Origin of the sequence: Pseudomonas sp. TCU-HL1, from assembly GCF_001708505.1 — a bacterium.
Taxonomy (GTDB): Bacteria; Pseudomonadota; Gammaproteobacteria; order Pseudomonadales; family Pseudomonadaceae; genus Metapseudomonas.
On record NZ_CP015992.1, the window covers coordinates 642672 to 656156 of the forward strand.

Genomic DNA, 13485 nt, shown 5'->3' on the forward strand with positions numbered 1-13485 from the left:
ATAGCGTTGGGCTGGATCACGATCCACGAGTGCTGCCCGTGATCAGCTCGTCGAGCAATACCGCGCCCTGCTCATCGCGGGGCACATAGGTAAGTCCGGGAGACTCTGCTTCCAGGCGAAGATATTCTTGCTGCTGAGAGTCGTACTGGGATCTCTGGACGCGGGCCTGCTCTATCAGGCGATGGTGCTCCGCCTGCAGTAAATAGCGCTCAACGGCGCCTCGCAGCGTGTTTTCCACTTCCTCGGCTTGCCAGGGCTTTTCAATGAAGCGGTAGATCTCCGCCTGGTTGATTGCTTGTTTGAGTGTTTCGCGATCTCCGTAGGCGCTCAACATGACGCGCAGTGCGTCGGGTTGTTTCTGGCGAGCGAAATTGAGATAGGTAATGCCATTGCACCAAGGCATCTTCAAATCAGCGACGATGACCGCGTAATCGTGCTCGGCGAGCGCAGTCAATGCGTCTTCCACCTTTTCGAATGTATGTGTCTCCCAGTGAAGGGGCCGAAGAATTCGTTGGATGGCTGCAAGGACATGCGGCTCGTCATCTACCAGTTGGATCTTGATCATCTCAGCACTTCCTCGGTGCAGTCCGGTGTCGTTGAAGGGGGCTGGACGTAAAGGACATACCGAGCATCCTCGCTGGCTTCGAAGGCGATCAATTTGTCTATCAGGGCTGCACTCAGTTGCTTGCCCTCATTCAGCAACAGTAGCCCACTCTTTGCGTTTAGGTTGCGGGCCAGAATCATGCCGGGTTCCAGTCGGCGGGTATCAACTGCCACTATCCCAGGTTCCTGAATGCCTACATCCGGCGCCTGATCGATGCACAGTTCCCTGAATGTCTTGCACAGATTCGGGTCGTAAAGACGGCCCGTGTATCTATCCAGTAATTGCAGGGCCTCATTCCGGCTCAAGCAGCGCTCCAGGACCAGTCCGCATTGGAGTTCGATAAAATCGACAGCAAGCTTCAGCATGCGTGATCCTTCAGGAATCGCTTCGCCCTTCAGGTGTTCTGGGAAGCCTGTGCCGTTCCAGCGCTCTTGGTGATGACGGATTAGGCGTGCAGCACCCTGAAGCGGCTCCAGGGTCATGAGCAAGCTTTCACTGAGTTCAGGGTATTGGCGGTATCGCCGCAGTTCTTCTTTGTATAGAAGGTCCGCAGGACGGTTCAGCAACGTGTCACTCCAACCCAGCTTTCCAAGGTTGTAGAGGGCCGCTGCCATTGTCAGGTCGAGGGTTTGCGCTTCACTCAGGTGCAGCCTCTCGGAGAAAGCACGCACGAGGGCAATCACTCGCGTATTGCTTTGTTTGTCGGCTGGCAGCCTCTGATTCAGCAGGGCAGAGAACACCTCTGTGGCAGTGACGTAGCTGCGTCGGAGCTCGGCGTAGGCGAGGTCGAGCATATCGGCCGTCTGCTGGAGCTCTGTGGTCCGATCACGTACACGCTGTTCAAGAGTCGCATTCAGTGCTTGCAGATGGCGATTCTGCTGTTGGGTGACGTGCAGCAGTCGCTGGCGCTCTCGCTCGGCGTACTGATGGGCCAGTGCCTGGCGCAGGATGGCGCGAAGCTCATTATCGTTCCAGGGCTTGCTGATGTAGCGATAGACCTGTCCTTGATTAATTGCGCGGATGGTGGTCGCTTGGTCAGCGAATCCGGTCAGCATCAGGCGTAGGCATTCTGGCCAGCGCCTGTGTACTTCGGCCAGGAGAGCGGCACCGTCCATGCCAGGCATGCGTACATCGGATAGCACTAGATCTATCGACGCGCCCTCAAGTGTGCTGAGCGCTGAGGTGGCGTCCTGAGCCGTGAGCAGCCGATAGGGCTCGTCGCGCAGCACTCGGGAAAGGCTTCGCAGGATGTTCGGCTCGTCATCCACTAACAAAAGCGTAGCCTGACGCGGTGTTGGCGGGGCGTTGGTCATTGTGCCGTCGCGTCAGATGCGGGGGCGGTGGGCTGTTGCACAGGCAGCCAAACGCGGAATCGGCTGCCTTTACCAGGACTGCTGGTGACTTCGATACGACCGTTGTGCTTCTGCACGATGTTGTATGACAGAGCGAGTCCCAGTCCTGTGCCTTGCCCTATCGGTTTGGTGGTGAAAAAGGGCTCGAAGATTCTGTTTTGGATGGACGGGTCGATACCTCGGCCATTGTCTTCCACCTCCAGCCACACCCAGTCGCCTTCACGCCCGGTTCGCAGGGTAATTCGTCCGTATGCCTCAATAGCATGTGCAGCGTTTACTAGGAGATTGATGGCAACCTGGTTGATCTGGGATTGAATGCACTCTACTTCTGGTAGATTGCTGTATTCCTTGGTCACTTCCGCCTTGTACTTGAGTTCGTTATTGACAAGATTCAGGGTGGTGTTCAATCCCCGGTGCAGGTCAGCGGGGCGAAACTCCTCGTCTTCAATATGGGAGAAGTCCTTCAGAGCGGTAATAATTTTTTTGACTCGCTCGATACCGTCCCCGGACTCCTGGATCAGAGCCTCAATGTCGCTACGAATGAAGTCGTAGTCGAGACTGCGCTTAAGCGAGTGCACGTCATCCGGGCTTGTGGAACCATCTAGCGAATCGATGATCTTCAGCAGAACTCCCACGTAGCCTGAGAGAGTATTCAGGTTTGAAAAGACGTAGCCGATCGGGTTGTTGATCTCATGGGCGACGCCCGCTGCAAGTTGACCAATAGCCGCTAGTTTCTCTGATTGCAGGAGCTGGGCGTTGGCCTTTTCCAGCTTGCGAATTAGCTGATCCTGTTCGGACTGTTTATTGCCCAGCGCGTTTAGCACGGAGTCGAGGTGCTCATTGGAGTGTGCATGATTAGTGGCGTCGTACAGCAGCAGGCCGAAGCGTGGCTCGCCGTTTGCGTCGCTGAAGGGCAAGAACAGCGTGCTTTGCAGCATCGGCGGGGGAGTGCTATCGCCGGGATCGTAGAGGAGCTGAATCAGGTAGGGATCATCGCGCCAGAAGTTGTAGACATGTATCCCATTTTCACTGGCCTGTTCATGCATTTGATGCAGGCGTGGTGTGTCAGACTCTGGAAAAACCTGGGTCAGCGGCTTGTGGCGGGCCACGTCCAGCGACTTTCCACTGTAGCGGCTGACGAAAGGGTTCCAGTAGAGGATGCACAACTCCTTGTCGAGGATGATTACGCCGACATCAAGCTGTTCGATCAGGGCCAGAGCTGATCGCGCACTGCTCTCTATGTCCATCACCCCATTTCCAGTTGAAAAGGTCCAGGTCATCTTTGTTCGTGGCTCAGTGCCTATCAATTTGCAGGATGCGAGACAGCTTACTGGCGTCTAAAGTATGGCGCCATCCCGCTGCATCGGCCAGATGAGTTTTCTGCTGTCCCGCAGCCAATTTTTCCGATCAGGGGAGCTTCCCATGAATGAGTCAGTCATTAGCTATGAGTTTCGCTTTGCTGACGGTCGAATCTGGTGTCATGGAGTGATGCCTAGTGGTATTGGCAGCAATACAGCTGGCAATGAAGAGCATACTGCCTGGACCCGACTGGGTTTCGAGACGTGTGCTAACTGTCCGTTGCCGCAACGGGAGTCGAGTCACTGCCCTATGGCTTTGGCTCTGGTGGAGCCCATGAAGGGGCTGGTTCACACTACGTCGCATGATGAGGTTGAGGTACGCGTTAAGTGGCGAGGTCGAGACATCCGCCAGCGAACAACCTTACAGAGAGGTCTCGGGTCCCTGCTTGGTTCGATCAGCGCTTCGTGCGGCTGCCCTCACACACGGATATTACGGCCGATGGCGTGGTTTCATTGGCCTTTCTGTACGTCGGCGGAAACGCTCTATCGCAGTTTGGGGACTTATCTGCTCGGGCAATATTTGCGGCAAATGCGGGGATTGTCCGCTGATTTTTCGCTGGGCGTGTTACGCGAAACCTACCAAAACCTCCGCCAGGTGAACCTGGGAATGGCCAACAGGCTCCGCGCTGCAGTGCAAGAAGACTCCAGTGTCAACGGCTTGGTCCTGCTTGACCTACTGGCGGCCGACACTCTGTACTCCCTTGAGAATTACGAGGGTGAGCTGGATGCTTACTTCAAGGATTTCCTGGAGCAGGATTAGCGGAGGTGGGCATCCGGATCGAGATTTCCTATCGCGCTGGCGACCTGTCCGCACAGTGACTAAAAGAGGTCGCCGTGGAGCGTTTATCCATGCGTAAAATCCGCGAGGTGCTGCGCCTCAAGTTCGACTGCGGCTTGTCCGTCCGCCAGATCGACCGCAGCCTGGGCATTGGCCACAGCAGTGCCGGTGATTACCTCTGTCGCTTTGCCGCCAGCTGCCTCACCTGGCTGAACGAGCCCCTTGAAACACAGGACACCGTTTCCCCCTTACCATAAGGGATAGGCAAACGACTGTGTTTATGACTACCAGCAAAGACAAAACCATCGAAGTGCTCGGCCAGGAGCGGCGTCGCCGCTGGAGCGTCGAGGAGAAACTGGCCATGGTGCGCGAGAGTCTCGAGCCCGGGCAAAGCGTCTCGGTGGTGGCCCGGCGCAACGGCATCAACCCCAACCAACTGTTCCACTGGCGCAAGCTCTACCAGGACGGCAGCCTCTCGGCGGTCAGTGCCGGTGAAGCGGTGGTGCCCGCCTCCGAGTTGGCCGATGCCCTCAAGCAGATCCGCGAACTGCAACGGATGCTGGGCAAGAAGACCATGGAGGCCGAGATCCTCAAGGAAGCGGTGGAGATCGCCCGCTCGCGAAAATGGATTGCGCACTCACCCTTGTTGCCGGGGGACGACCAGTGAAGGCGGTCAGTGAGAGTCTCGGTGTGGCGCGCTCGCAATTGACGGCTCGACTCAAACAACCCGCTCCAGGGCCGCGGCCTCGTCGGCGCCGAGCGTTCAACGATGTGACCTTGGTCGAGCAGATCCAGCAGGCAGTCGGCGCCCTGCCCAGCTATGGCTATCGTCGGATCTGGGGTCTGTTGCGTCGGCAGCATGAGCAACAGGCCCTGCCACCGGTCAACGTGAAGCGGGTTTACCGCGTCATGCGTGATCACGATCTGTTGCTGGAACGCCGTCGCAAGCAGCCGGGTGTGGCGCGGCGTCACGAAGGTCGTGTCGCCGTGGATACAAGCAACACCCGCTGGTGTTCGGATGGCTTCGAGTTCCGCTGCGAGGATGGTGACAAACTGCGCGTGACCTTCGCTCTGGACTGCTGCGACCGCGAAGCCATCAGTTGGGTGGCCAGCCCAAACGGCTACAGTGGCGACGATGTCCGCGACGTGATGCTGGAAGCCGTCGAGCAACGCTTCGGTAGCGAGCTGCCTGCGTCGCCGGTGCAATGGCTGAGCGATAACGGCTCGGCCTATACCGCCGAACAGACCCGGGTCTTTGCCCGGCAGATCGGCCTGCTACCGCTGACAACACCGGTGTGCAGCCCACAGAGCAACGGGATGGCGGAGAGCTTCGTGAAGACCATGAAGCGCGACTATATCCGCCACATGCCCAAGCCCGATCGAGCGACGGCCCTGCGCAACCTGGCCATCGCCTTCGAGCATTACAACGAGGAACATCCGCACAGCGCCCTGAACTACCGCTCACCTCGGGAGTTCAGACGCTTGGCTGAGGCATCAACTTAACGGGGTGCCGGTGTCCGGTTTGATAGGGGCAAGTCCACTGGCCCACCGCGTTGTCCGATACCGAGCTGGAACGCCGGCTGTTTCCACCGCCCCCGGTGGTGCCCAGCGAGCAGCGGCCACTGCCCGACTGGGCCTGGGTGCATGCCGAGTTGCGCCGGCCCGGCGTGACCCTGGCGCTGCTCTGGCAGGGGTATCGGCTGAGCCAGCCGCAGGGCTTCCAGTACAGCTGGTTCTGCGAGCATTACCGAGCCTGGGCCGGCAAGGTGGACGTGGTGATGCGCCAAGAGCATCGCGTCGGCTAGAAGCTGTTCGTCGACTACGCCGGCCAGACGGTGCCGGTGATCGACCGCCACAGCGGCGAGATCCGCCAGGCACAAGTGTTCGTCGCGGTGCTCGGGGCCTCCAGCTACACCTTCGCTGAAGCCACCTGGTCGCAGCAGTTGGCGGACTGGCTGGGTTCCCATGCCCGGTGCTTTGCCTTTCTTGGCGGGGTGCTGCGGATTTCGGTGAACGTGACCGAGCGTTTCGCTAATACGTGACCGGTGCTTCCGCTCCGGTTGCGCGGGTTCTGGGTTGTAATCGCATCGGTCACCATGCGGCGTCTTCCTCTACTTTTTTCCGGCGCAGTGATTCGCCCTTCATCGTCAGTCGGTAAGCGTTGTGCACCAGGCGGTCGAGGATGGCATCGGCCAGGGTCGGGTCGTTGATCCAGCCATGCCAGTGTTCGATGGGCAGTTGGCTGGTCAGGAGGGTGGAGCGGTTGCCGGCACGGTCGTCGATTACTTCCAGCAGGTCATGCCGAGCCCCTTCCGCCAGCGGGGCCAGCGCCCAATCGTCCAGCACCAGGACATCGACTTTGGCCAGCTGTTGCAGGGTGCGGCCGAAGCTACCGTCGCCATGGGCGATGCGCAGTTGCTCCAGCAGGCGCGGGGTGCGCAGATACAGGGTGCTGTAGCCCTGGCGGCAGGCTTGGTTACCCAGAGCGCAGGCCAGCCAGGTCTTGCCGGCGCCGGTCGGGCCGGTCAGCAGCAGGTTGTGCTGCTGGCGGATCCAGTCGCCGCTGGCCAGGCTGGCGATCAGGCGCTCATCCAGGGCGCGGCCGGGGCGGCGGTCGAGATCTTCCAGGCAGGCATTGGCGTACTTGAGCTTGGCTTTCTTGCGCAGCCGTACCAGGCGCTGGTTGTCACGCCAGGCCAGTTCACGGTCGAGCAGCAGGCCGAGGCGTTCATCGAAGCTCAGGCTGTGACTGGCCGGCAGCGTCCATTGCTCCTCCAGCGCGCGAGCCATGCCGTCCAGACGTAGCTGGTGCAGTTGATTCAGGGTGTGGTGGGGCATCATCGAACAGCTCCTGTTGCGGGGGTTGGTAGTAGTCGGCACCACGGACGTTTTCGTGGTGGCCAGGGAGGGGCGTCTCGGCTGCACGCTTGGGCAGCGGCTGTTGATCCAGGCCTTGCTGGAGCAGGTTGCGCACACTGCGCCCGGTGAAGGCGCGCAGCTGGACGGCCCGCTCGGCGGCGGCTTCCAGGCGCGCATTGCCGTAGCGGCGGGCCAGCGAGAGCAGACCGAGACAGGCGCGATAGCCCATCTCCGGGTGCGGCTTGTGGGTCAGCTGGTGATCGATCAGTTGGCGCGTGTAGGGGCCGATTCGGGCGCCCCAGTCGAGCAGGCGTTGCGGCGTCCATTCGCGATGCGCCTGGTGCGCGGCGGGCATGTGCTCGCGCTGCGTGCTGTAGGCGCCACGGCGGCCCAGCAGCACATGGCTGGCCACCCGCCGGTTACCATGCAGCACTTCCAGGGTGTGCGCCGTCAGCCGCACCTCGACGCTATGCCGGGCCAGGGCGGCGGGCACGCTGTAGAAACTGCCATTCACCTCGACGTGGTAATCGATGCTTTCTGTGGCTGACCACAGAACATATCTTGTGTGGCCTTGCGATTTCTGTGGCCTTCAGTCCGCGGCACGGCCTCGGCTGCGGGGTGGCGCGATCTGTAGGCCACAGAACTGTCCGCTACAGCGAGCGCAGGAACTGCATCAGGTCTGATCCCATCGGCCGCCGCGGCGCCTTGCCCGCAGGCTCCAGTTGTGCCAGAGCACGCGACTTCATCTCGAGATCGATTTGCGCATACACATTTGTGGTGTTGAGCGAGACGTGACCAAGCCAAGCTCGAATGGTGTTTATGTCGACCCCGGCGCGCACCAGGTAGGTTGCCGTGGTGTGCCGAATCGTGTGCGGGCTTACGCGCTTGGCCTTGAGCGCCGGGAATTGATTGGTGATCTGCCTGGCATAGCGCTTCACCAGGGCGTGAACTCCGAAGCGCGTTATCGGCCGACCACAACGGTTGAGAAAGACGTGCTGCTCCGGGGGGCGTCCTGAAATCAGTGATGAGAGCTCATCGGCGGTACGCATCCATAACGGGCAAAGCCGTGCCTTTCCACCCTTGCCTTGCAGCTTGACGAACGCGTTGCGGGCGCCGCCCGCCACCTGCAGCTGCAAATCTGCGCGGCCTCAGCGGCGCGGGATCCGGTGTTGTACAAGAACAGCAACAGCGCATGGTCACGGATTCCCTGCGCCGTCTGCATATCCGTTGCAGCCAAGAGTGCTTCCATCTCTGGCTTCTCCAGGTAAGGAATCTGAGGGCGGGCAAACTTCCTGAAAGGAATCGAGAGAATGCGCCCAGACCATTCCAGGTGTTCCGGGTCGTACTCGCCGACGAAGCGCGCAAACGTGTGCAGCGCTGCCAGACGCTGGTTGATGGTCCTCGCTGTGAGGCCTTTGTTGCTCGCCGTTGACGGGAGGAACTGGGTGATCAGCTCCCGACTGAGATCGTCCACATTGAGCAGGTCAGGTCGTTTGCCCACTGCGTACGCAGCATACCGAATGACCTTGGCGAGCGTGTCGCGGTAGCTGAGCTGGGTGCTTCTTGCCATGCATCTCACGGTGACCAGATACTCCACCAGAAATCGCTTGTGGAGGTGCGGTCTGGCCGAATACGACGACCTAGACGGCATCGCCTGACGCTGGCAGAGCATCGACGGGGCCTGGTCAAAGCCCCGCTGGCACAGGAAACCGTGGGGGCCCAACCCAACGGATCGGGGAAAAAACGGCAGCAAGCGCCATCTTCTGGTGGGTGGGCGTGGAATCCCATTGTCGCTGGTGGGCACCGCCGCCAACGTCAACGATGTCAGTCGAGTTGACGCCGTGCTGGCGAGCATCGCCCTCAAGCGTCCGAATCCGCCCAAGCGCCGCTCCAAGCACCGGTGTGCGCATGCCGGCTATCGCGGCAAAGCCGCCCTGGCAATGATCCTCGCCCATGGTTAAATCCCGCATGTGGTCTACCGCCGGCAGGCGGCCGCGCAACTACGACGCGATCCGCGCAAGCAGGCGCGCGGCCGGGGGGCGAAGCCTGTCACGGCTGGTTCAATCGCTTTCGCAAACTCCTGGTGCGGTACGAGAAACTGGCCCACAGCTACCTCGCCCTCAACCAGGTGGCCGCGGCGATCATCGCGCTACGTAAGATCAGGCTGCCGATCAATATTATTTACGGATAGACACTAAGGGGTACGACATCATTCACAGCTAATGACCCCTCTTCTGGACGGAGCACCGCATTGAGCTACCTTTTATTGCTAGAGCTTCGGGCAGCAGGACGCCGCTATGGATAGATACTTCGTATTGCCATTCTGGCTAGCCGGGCAGCACGTGGCGGTGAGCCTGGACTCGGTGGTCCGCGTACTCCCCGCCTTGCTGTGGACCCCGCTCCCCGGTGCTCCCGATACGGTGTTCGGGCTGGTCAACGTTCGCGGGCAGGTCTTGCCGGTGGTGGACTTGGCCCGGCGTTTTGCTTGGCCCGCCGCCGCACCGGCTCTCTGGCAGCCCTTCCTCTGGTTGAAGACGCGGCAGCGCGAACTGCTGGTGCCGGTCGAAGCGGTGGAGGCTGCCGCCAGCTGCGCCGCCGAAGACTTTTCCCCCGCCCCCCATCCGCAGGTGCCCTCGGCGTTTCTCAAGGGTGTGGTCCGCACGGCCGAAGGGCTGTTGCTGATCCAAGATGTGGAGCAGGTGCTCTCCGATGCGGACGAGGAGCGCCTGGCCGAAGCCCTAGTGCTCGCAAGGGGCGCCCATGGAAGTGATTGAGCCCATCTGCTCGGCACGGGTATTCGAGGTGCTGCTACACAAGGTCCACCAGCATCTGGGGCTGGACTTCTCCGGGGTACGCAGCAACGAACTGCTGCACCGCTTCAAGCTGCTGGCGCTGGAACAGGGCCAGACCGACCTGCCGGGCTGGCTGGAGACGCTGGCCTTTGCCGAGTGGGACGAGGCCCAGGTGCAGGCGCTGACACCCATATTCACCGTGGGCGAGACCTATTTCCGCCGCGATGCCGAGGCCTTCGACTGGCTGGCCCGCCAGCACCTGGCGCCCTTGATCGCGCGGCGCCGCGAGCAGGGCCACAGGCACCTGCGCATCTGGAGCGCGGCTTGCTGTACGGGCGAGGAGGCCTACAGTCTGCTGTTTCTGCTCGACGACCTGCTGGGCACGGATCGCGCCAACTGGTCGTTCGAGCTTTTTGCCAGTGACCTGAACCAGGCCTTCCTAGAGTGCGCGGAGCAGGGCCGCTACGGCCAGAATGCTTTCCGCTGCAACGAGGACGATTTCCGCCGCCGCTATTTCCAGGCCGAAGGCCGGCACTGGCGGGTGAGGCCGCAATGGCGCGGGCGCATCCGCTTCTTCCAGCACAACCTGGTGCAAGGCCGCCTGCCCAACGCCGGCCGGGGCCTGAAGGAGCTGGACCTGATCCTTTGCCGCAATGTGCTGATGTACTTCTCACCGGAGCAGTCCGCCGGCGCCCTGCGCCGCCTGCTGAGTTGCCTCGACGGCGAAGGCCTGCTGCTGCTGAGCGCGGTGGAAGCGGGTCTGGCCACCCAGGCCGGTTTCGCGGGCTTCTGGGCTGGCAGCAACTACGCCTTGCGTCCCGGAGGTCCACTGCCGCCCCAGTCCGCCGTGGCGCTGTTACCGCCGCTGCGGGTGGAGCAGTCGTTCCGGTGGCAGCCGCCAGCCGCGCCGCAGGCAAAGAGGCCAGAGCCAGCGCCGACCCCGAGTGTGTCTGAGAATCCCGCCGAATGTCCCAGCCAGTTGCTTTGGCAGCAGGCCCGGCAGGCGCTGGAACAGGTCAGCCATCCACAAGGCCGCCAGGTCCCGTTGGACTACTTGGCAAGCCTCGGCCTGTCCCAGGTGGACAAGCACCAGTTCTGCCTGCTGATGGTGCGCATCTGGGCGGACCAAGAGCGAGGCGACGAGGCCGAATCTTGGCTGCAGCGCGCCCTGGCGCTGGCCCCCACCTCGGCCACTGCTCACTGGCTGGCGGCCATGCTGGCGCAACAGGCCGGTGATGAGCCGGCCACGTTGGTGGCCCTGCAGAAGGTGCTCTACCTGGACCCCCAATTCATCCTCGCCCACTTCCACCTGGCCCGGCTGCTGCGCACGCGCGGACAGCGGCCAGCCAGTGACAAGGCACTGAGCAACTGCCGGGAGCTGCTTGGCCGGCTGCCACCTGAGGCCCCGGTGCCCGAGGGCGATGGGCTGAGCTGTATGCAGTTGCTTCGGCTCTGTGAACAACTGATGGAGGCGCACTCCTGATGGGCGAGACCGGGGAAGGTGACTGGGCACAAATCCACGAACGTCTGGCGGAGTTCGAGCGGCGCATCGGCAGTGGCTTTGCCATCAGCCCCGAGGCTCGCGAGGAGCGGCTGGCGGCGCGTAGCCGCGAATGGGCGCGCAGCGCCGAGCAGGAGCAACCGGACGCCTGGCTTGAAGTGCTCTGCTTCGATCTCGGCCAGGAGGTCTACGCGGTAGAGGCGCAGTATGTCTCGGCAGTGCTGCCGCTGCCGCAGTTCACCCCGCTGCCGGGCACGCCGCCCTTCGTACTGGGGATAGTCAACGTGCGCGGGCACATTGTCTCGGTGCTGGATCTGCGGGGGTTTTTCGAGCTGCCCATGGAGGGCATTTCCGACAAAAACTTCCTGGCGGTATTGCGCGGGCCGGAGATGGAGTTCGGCTTGCTGGTCGACCGGGTGCAAGGCATCACGCGCATCCAGCGCGACAGCCTGCAGAGCAGCCTGGCGAACCTGACTGGGATCAGGGCGAACTACTTGCTGGGGGTCACCCCGGATCAATGGACGGTGTTGGACGGTGCGCGCCTGCTGGGGGACTCCAGCCTGCGCATCGATGCAGCCGATTAGGCACAAGGAGAAAGAACCATGCTGGGCAATGTCATGAACCTGCGGATCGGCAACAAGCTGATGCTGGCCTTCGCGGCCCTGATCCTAGCGTTCGGTTTCCTGCTGTTCATCACGCTGGAAAGCTTTTCCAGCTTGCAGGCGCAGGAGGCGGCGCAGTTCAAGCGGCGCTACGTGCGGATCGCCGACGTGAAGGAGCTGCTGCTCAACCTTACTCTGCAACGGGTGGAGCTGCTGCAGGCGCTGAACGAAGGCTCGGTGCAGGACCGGGACGATAGCCTGCGGCGCAATACCGAGGCCAACGACAAGCTGCTGGATCGCCTGCGTGAGGCGGTGGTGGATGATCAGCAGACCCTGGAACTGCTGGACCGGATTAAGGCCCTGCGGGCTGACTACCTGCGCGTTCGCGACGAGGAGGTGCTGCCGCTGATTGCCAGCGGCAGCCAGGAAGAGGCGCGCAACCTGATTGGTGGGCCGCAGCGCCAGCGAGTGGAGAAGATCTACGACCTCGGCCAGGAGCTGGTGACCATCACCGACAAGCGCATCACCGCCGGTATGGAGCAGTCGGTTCTCACCCTGGAGGCACTGCGTGAACGGACCTTCTACTACAGCCTGATCCTGGTGCTGGTCACCGGGCTGCTGGCCTGGCTGCTCAGCCGCCATATCGCCCAGCCCCTGGCGCGCCTGACCGGCTGGGCCGAGCAGATCGGGCGTGGCGAAATCCCCCGGGAGATTCCCAACACCACCCGCCAGGACGAGGTGGGCCGGCTGGCCCTGGCCTTCGTCAACATGAGCCGCTATCTGCGCGAATTGGTGCAGGAGCTGAACGAAAGCATCTCGGTGCTGGCCACCGCCAGCGAAGAAATTCTCGCCGTAACGACCCAGGTAGCCTCGGGTACCCAGGAAACCGCCACCGCCATCAGCGAGATCGCCACCACGGTGGAAGAGGTGAAACAGACCGCCGTACTCTCCGGCAACAAGTCCCAGGCGGTCACCGAAAGCGCCGAACGTACCCGGCAGGTGGCCCAGGCCGGGCGCCAGTCGGTGGAGGAAACCCTCAAGGGTATGAGCCAGATCCGCGCGCAGATGCAGGCGGTGGCCGAGAGCGTGATGCGTCTCGGCGAGCAGAGCCAGACCATTGGCGAAATCGTCGCCTCAGTTAACGACCTGGCCGAGCAATCCAACTTGCTTGGGGTCAACGCTTCCATCGAGGCGGTGAAGGCCGGCGAGGCCGGCAAGGGCTTCTCGGTGGTGGCGCAGGAGGTGAAGACCCTGGCCGAGCAGTCCAAGCAGGCCACGGCCCAGGTGCGAGGCATCCTCGGTGACATCCAGAAGGCCATGACCAAGGCGGTGCTGCAGGCCGAAGAGGGCAGCAAATCGGTAGAAAGCGGCTATGAGCGTGCGAAGGTCAGCGGCGAAGCGATCCGCACCCTCAGTAGCAGCATCGAGGAATCCAGCGAGATGGCCCTGCAGATTGCTGTCACCAGCCAGCAGCAGATGATCGGCATGGACCAGATCGGCACGGCCATGGAGAACATTCGCCAGGCCAGCCAAGACAATGTTGGCGGCACCCGCCAGGTCGACTTGGCTGCGCGCAACCTGCACCAGCTGGGCCTGAAGCTAAAGGGCCTGGCGGCCCAGTTTAAGTTGTGAGATCGGC

12 protein-coding genes and 4 pseudogenes are annotated in these 13485 nt (G+C 61.9%); 9 read left to right on the forward strand and 7 right to left on the reverse strand.

What is annotated here, in order from left to right; translation table 11 throughout:
• Nucleotides 1–16: 16 nt before the first annotated feature.
• Genes THL1_RS02885 through THL1_RS02895 form a run of 3 tightly spaced genes read right to left on the reverse strand, consistent with a single transcriptional unit; the run spans nucleotide 17 to nucleotide 3236 of the window.
• A complete protein-coding gene (locus THL1_RS02885) occupies nucleotides 17–565 on the reverse strand; it encodes a response regulator (RefSeq protein ID WP_069081872.1) in 549 nt (182 codons plus the stop codon).
• The gene (locus THL1_RS02890) at nucleotides 562–1917 is read right to left on the reverse strand and encodes an HD domain-containing phosphohydrolase (protein ID WP_069081873.1); all 1356 of its coding nucleotides are present in this window, start codon (nucleotides 1915–1917) and stop codon (nucleotides 562–564) included. The genes THL1_RS02885 and THL1_RS02890 overlap by 4 nt, the downstream gene beginning before the upstream one ends.
• Nucleotides 1914–3236 (reverse strand): ATP-binding protein, encoded by a 1323-nt coding sequence (locus tag THL1_RS02895; RefSeq protein ID WP_237234762.1) that lies wholly within the window; start codon nucleotides 3234–3236, stop codon nucleotides 1914–1916. The genes THL1_RS02890 and THL1_RS02895 overlap by 4 nt, the downstream gene beginning before the upstream one ends.
• A 142-nt stretch (nucleotides 3237–3378) precedes the next feature.
• Here THL1_RS02895 and THL1_RS31235 point away from each other — a divergent pair, with 142 nt between their 5' ends.
• The 4 genes and pseudogenes from THL1_RS31235 to THL1_RS29465 all read left to right on the forward strand — a co-directional run.
• A complete protein-coding gene (locus tag THL1_RS31235; protein WP_069086391.1) occupies nucleotides 3379–4074 on the forward strand; it encodes a DUF6901 family protein in 696 nt (231 codons plus the stop codon).
• Nucleotides 4075–4148: 74 nt separating this feature from the next.
• Nucleotides 4149–4301, forward strand: a pseudogene (locus THL1_RS02905) (IS21 family transposase); the annotation flags it as partial.
• Nucleotides 4302–4372: 71 nt separating this feature from the next.
• Nucleotides 4373–5595 (forward strand): IS3 family transposase gene (locus THL1_RS02915; RefSeq protein WP_202969621.1). Its coding sequence is split into 2 segments (ribosomal slippage): nucleotides 4373–4718 and nucleotides 4718–5595, totalling 1224 coding nucleotides; the frame shifts between segments, so codons are not numbered across the junction.
• A 38-nt stretch (nucleotides 5596–5633) separates the two neighbouring features.
• Nucleotides 5634–6104 (forward strand): annotated as a pseudogene (locus THL1_RS29465) (IS21 family transposase); the annotation flags it as partial.
• A gap of 79 nt (nucleotides 6105–6183) precedes the next feature.
• Here THL1_RS29465 and istB read toward each other — a convergent pair.
• The 4 genes and pseudogenes from istB to THL1_RS30375 form a co-directional block, all read right to left on the reverse strand.
• Entirely contained in the window at nucleotides 6184–6933 is a 750-nt protein-coding gene (gene istB, locus THL1_RS02930) for an IS21-like element IS1474 family helper ATPase IstB (RefSeq protein WP_069081878.1), read from the reverse strand.
• Nucleotides 6821–7486: pseudogene (locus THL1_RS28690) on the reverse strand (Mu transposase domain-containing protein); the annotation flags it as partial. The gene istB and the pseudogene THL1_RS28690, both read right to left, overlap by 113 nt.
• Before the next feature lie 115 nt (nucleotides 7487–7601).
• Nucleotides 7602–8000 carry a tyrosine-type recombinase/integrase gene (locus THL1_RS30370; protein ID WP_237234764.1) on the reverse strand — a complete coding sequence of 133 codons (399 nt, stop codon included), beginning with the start codon at nucleotides 7998–8000 and terminating at the stop codon, nucleotides 7602–7604.
• Nucleotides 7970–8521 (reverse strand): tyrosine-type recombinase/integrase, encoded by a 552-nt coding sequence (locus tag THL1_RS30375; RefSeq protein ID WP_202969623.1) that lies wholly within the window; start codon nucleotides 8519–8521, stop codon nucleotides 7970–7972. Before THL1_RS30375 ends, THL1_RS30370 begins: the two co-directional genes overlap by 31 nt.
• Before the next feature lie 37 nt (nucleotides 8522–8558).
• Here THL1_RS30375 and THL1_RS30490 point away from each other — a divergent pair.
• The 5 genes and pseudogenes from THL1_RS30490 to THL1_RS02965 all read left to right on the forward strand — a co-directional run.
• A pseudogene (locus tag THL1_RS30490) lies at nucleotides 8559–9142 on the forward strand (transposase); the annotation flags it as partial.
• Nucleotides 9143–9248: 106 nt separating this feature from the next.
• Nucleotides 9249–9725, forward strand: coding sequence for a chemotaxis protein CheW (locus THL1_RS02950; RefSeq protein ID WP_069081880.1), 477 nt, complete (start codon nucleotides 9249–9251; stop codon nucleotides 9723–9725).
• The gene (locus THL1_RS02955; protein ID WP_083245802.1) at nucleotides 9712–11226 is read left to right on the forward strand and encodes a CheR family methyltransferase; all 1515 of its coding nucleotides are present in this window, start codon (nucleotides 9712–9714) and stop codon (nucleotides 11224–11226) included. The genes THL1_RS02950 and THL1_RS02955 overlap by 14 nt, the downstream gene beginning before the upstream one ends.
• Nucleotides 11226–11828 (forward strand): chemotaxis protein CheW, encoded by a 603-nt coding sequence (locus tag THL1_RS02960; RefSeq protein WP_083245803.1) that lies wholly within the window; start codon nucleotides 11226–11228, stop codon nucleotides 11826–11828. Before THL1_RS02955 ends, THL1_RS02960 begins: the two co-directional genes overlap by 1 nt.
• Nucleotides 11829–11846: 18 nt before the next feature.
• Nucleotides 11847–13478, forward strand: a complete 1632-nt coding sequence (locus THL1_RS02965) for a methyl-accepting chemotaxis protein (RefSeq protein ID WP_069081882.1) — start codon at nucleotides 11847–11849, stop codon at nucleotides 13476–13478.
• Nucleotides 13479–13485: the final 7 nt, after the last annotated feature.

Excerpts from the sequence above, each read along its gene's own strand:
- THL1_RS02885 (WP_069081872.1), bottom strand. The coding sequence starts at position 565 with ATGATCAAGATCCAACTGGTAGATGACGAGCCGCATGTCCTTGCAGCC.
- THL1_RS30375 (WP_202969623.1), bottom strand. The coding sequence starts at position 8,521 with ATGGCAAGAAGCACCCAGCTCAGCTACCGCGACACGCTCGCCAAGGTC.
- THL1_RS02955 (WP_083245802.1), top strand. The coding sequence starts at position 9,712 with ATGGAAGTGATTGAGCCCATCTGCTCGGCACGGGTATTCGAGGTGCTG.
- THL1_RS02960 (WP_083245803.1), top strand. The coding sequence starts at position 11,226 with ATGGGCGAGACCGGGGAAGGTGACTGGGCACAAATCCACGAACGTCTG.
- THL1_RS31235 (WP_069086391.1), top strand. The coding sequence starts at position 3,379 with ATGAATGAGTCAGTCATTAGCTATGAGTTTCGCTTTGCTGACGGTCGA.
- istB (WP_069081878.1), bottom strand. The coding sequence starts at position 6,933 with ATGATGCCCCACCACACCCTGAATCAACTGCACCAGCTACGTCTGGAC.
- THL1_RS02950 (WP_069081880.1), top strand. The coding sequence starts at position 9,249 with ATGGATAGATACTTCGTATTGCCATTCTGGCTAGCCGGGCAGCACGTG.
- THL1_RS02895 (WP_237234762.1), bottom strand. The coding sequence starts at position 3,236 with ATGACCTGGACCTTTTCAACTGGAAATGGGGTGATGGACATAGAGAGC.
- THL1_RS02890 (WP_069081873.1), bottom strand. The coding sequence starts at position 1,917 with ATGACCAACGCCCCGCCAACACCGCGTCAGGCTACGCTTTTGTTAGTG.
- THL1_RS30370 (WP_237234764.1), bottom strand. The coding sequence starts at position 8,000 with ATGCGTACCGCCGATGAGCTCTCATCACTGATTTCAGGACGCCCCCCG.
- THL1_RS02965 (WP_069081882.1), top strand. The coding sequence starts at position 11,847 with ATGCTGGGCAATGTCATGAACCTGCGGATCGGCAACAAGCTGATGCTG.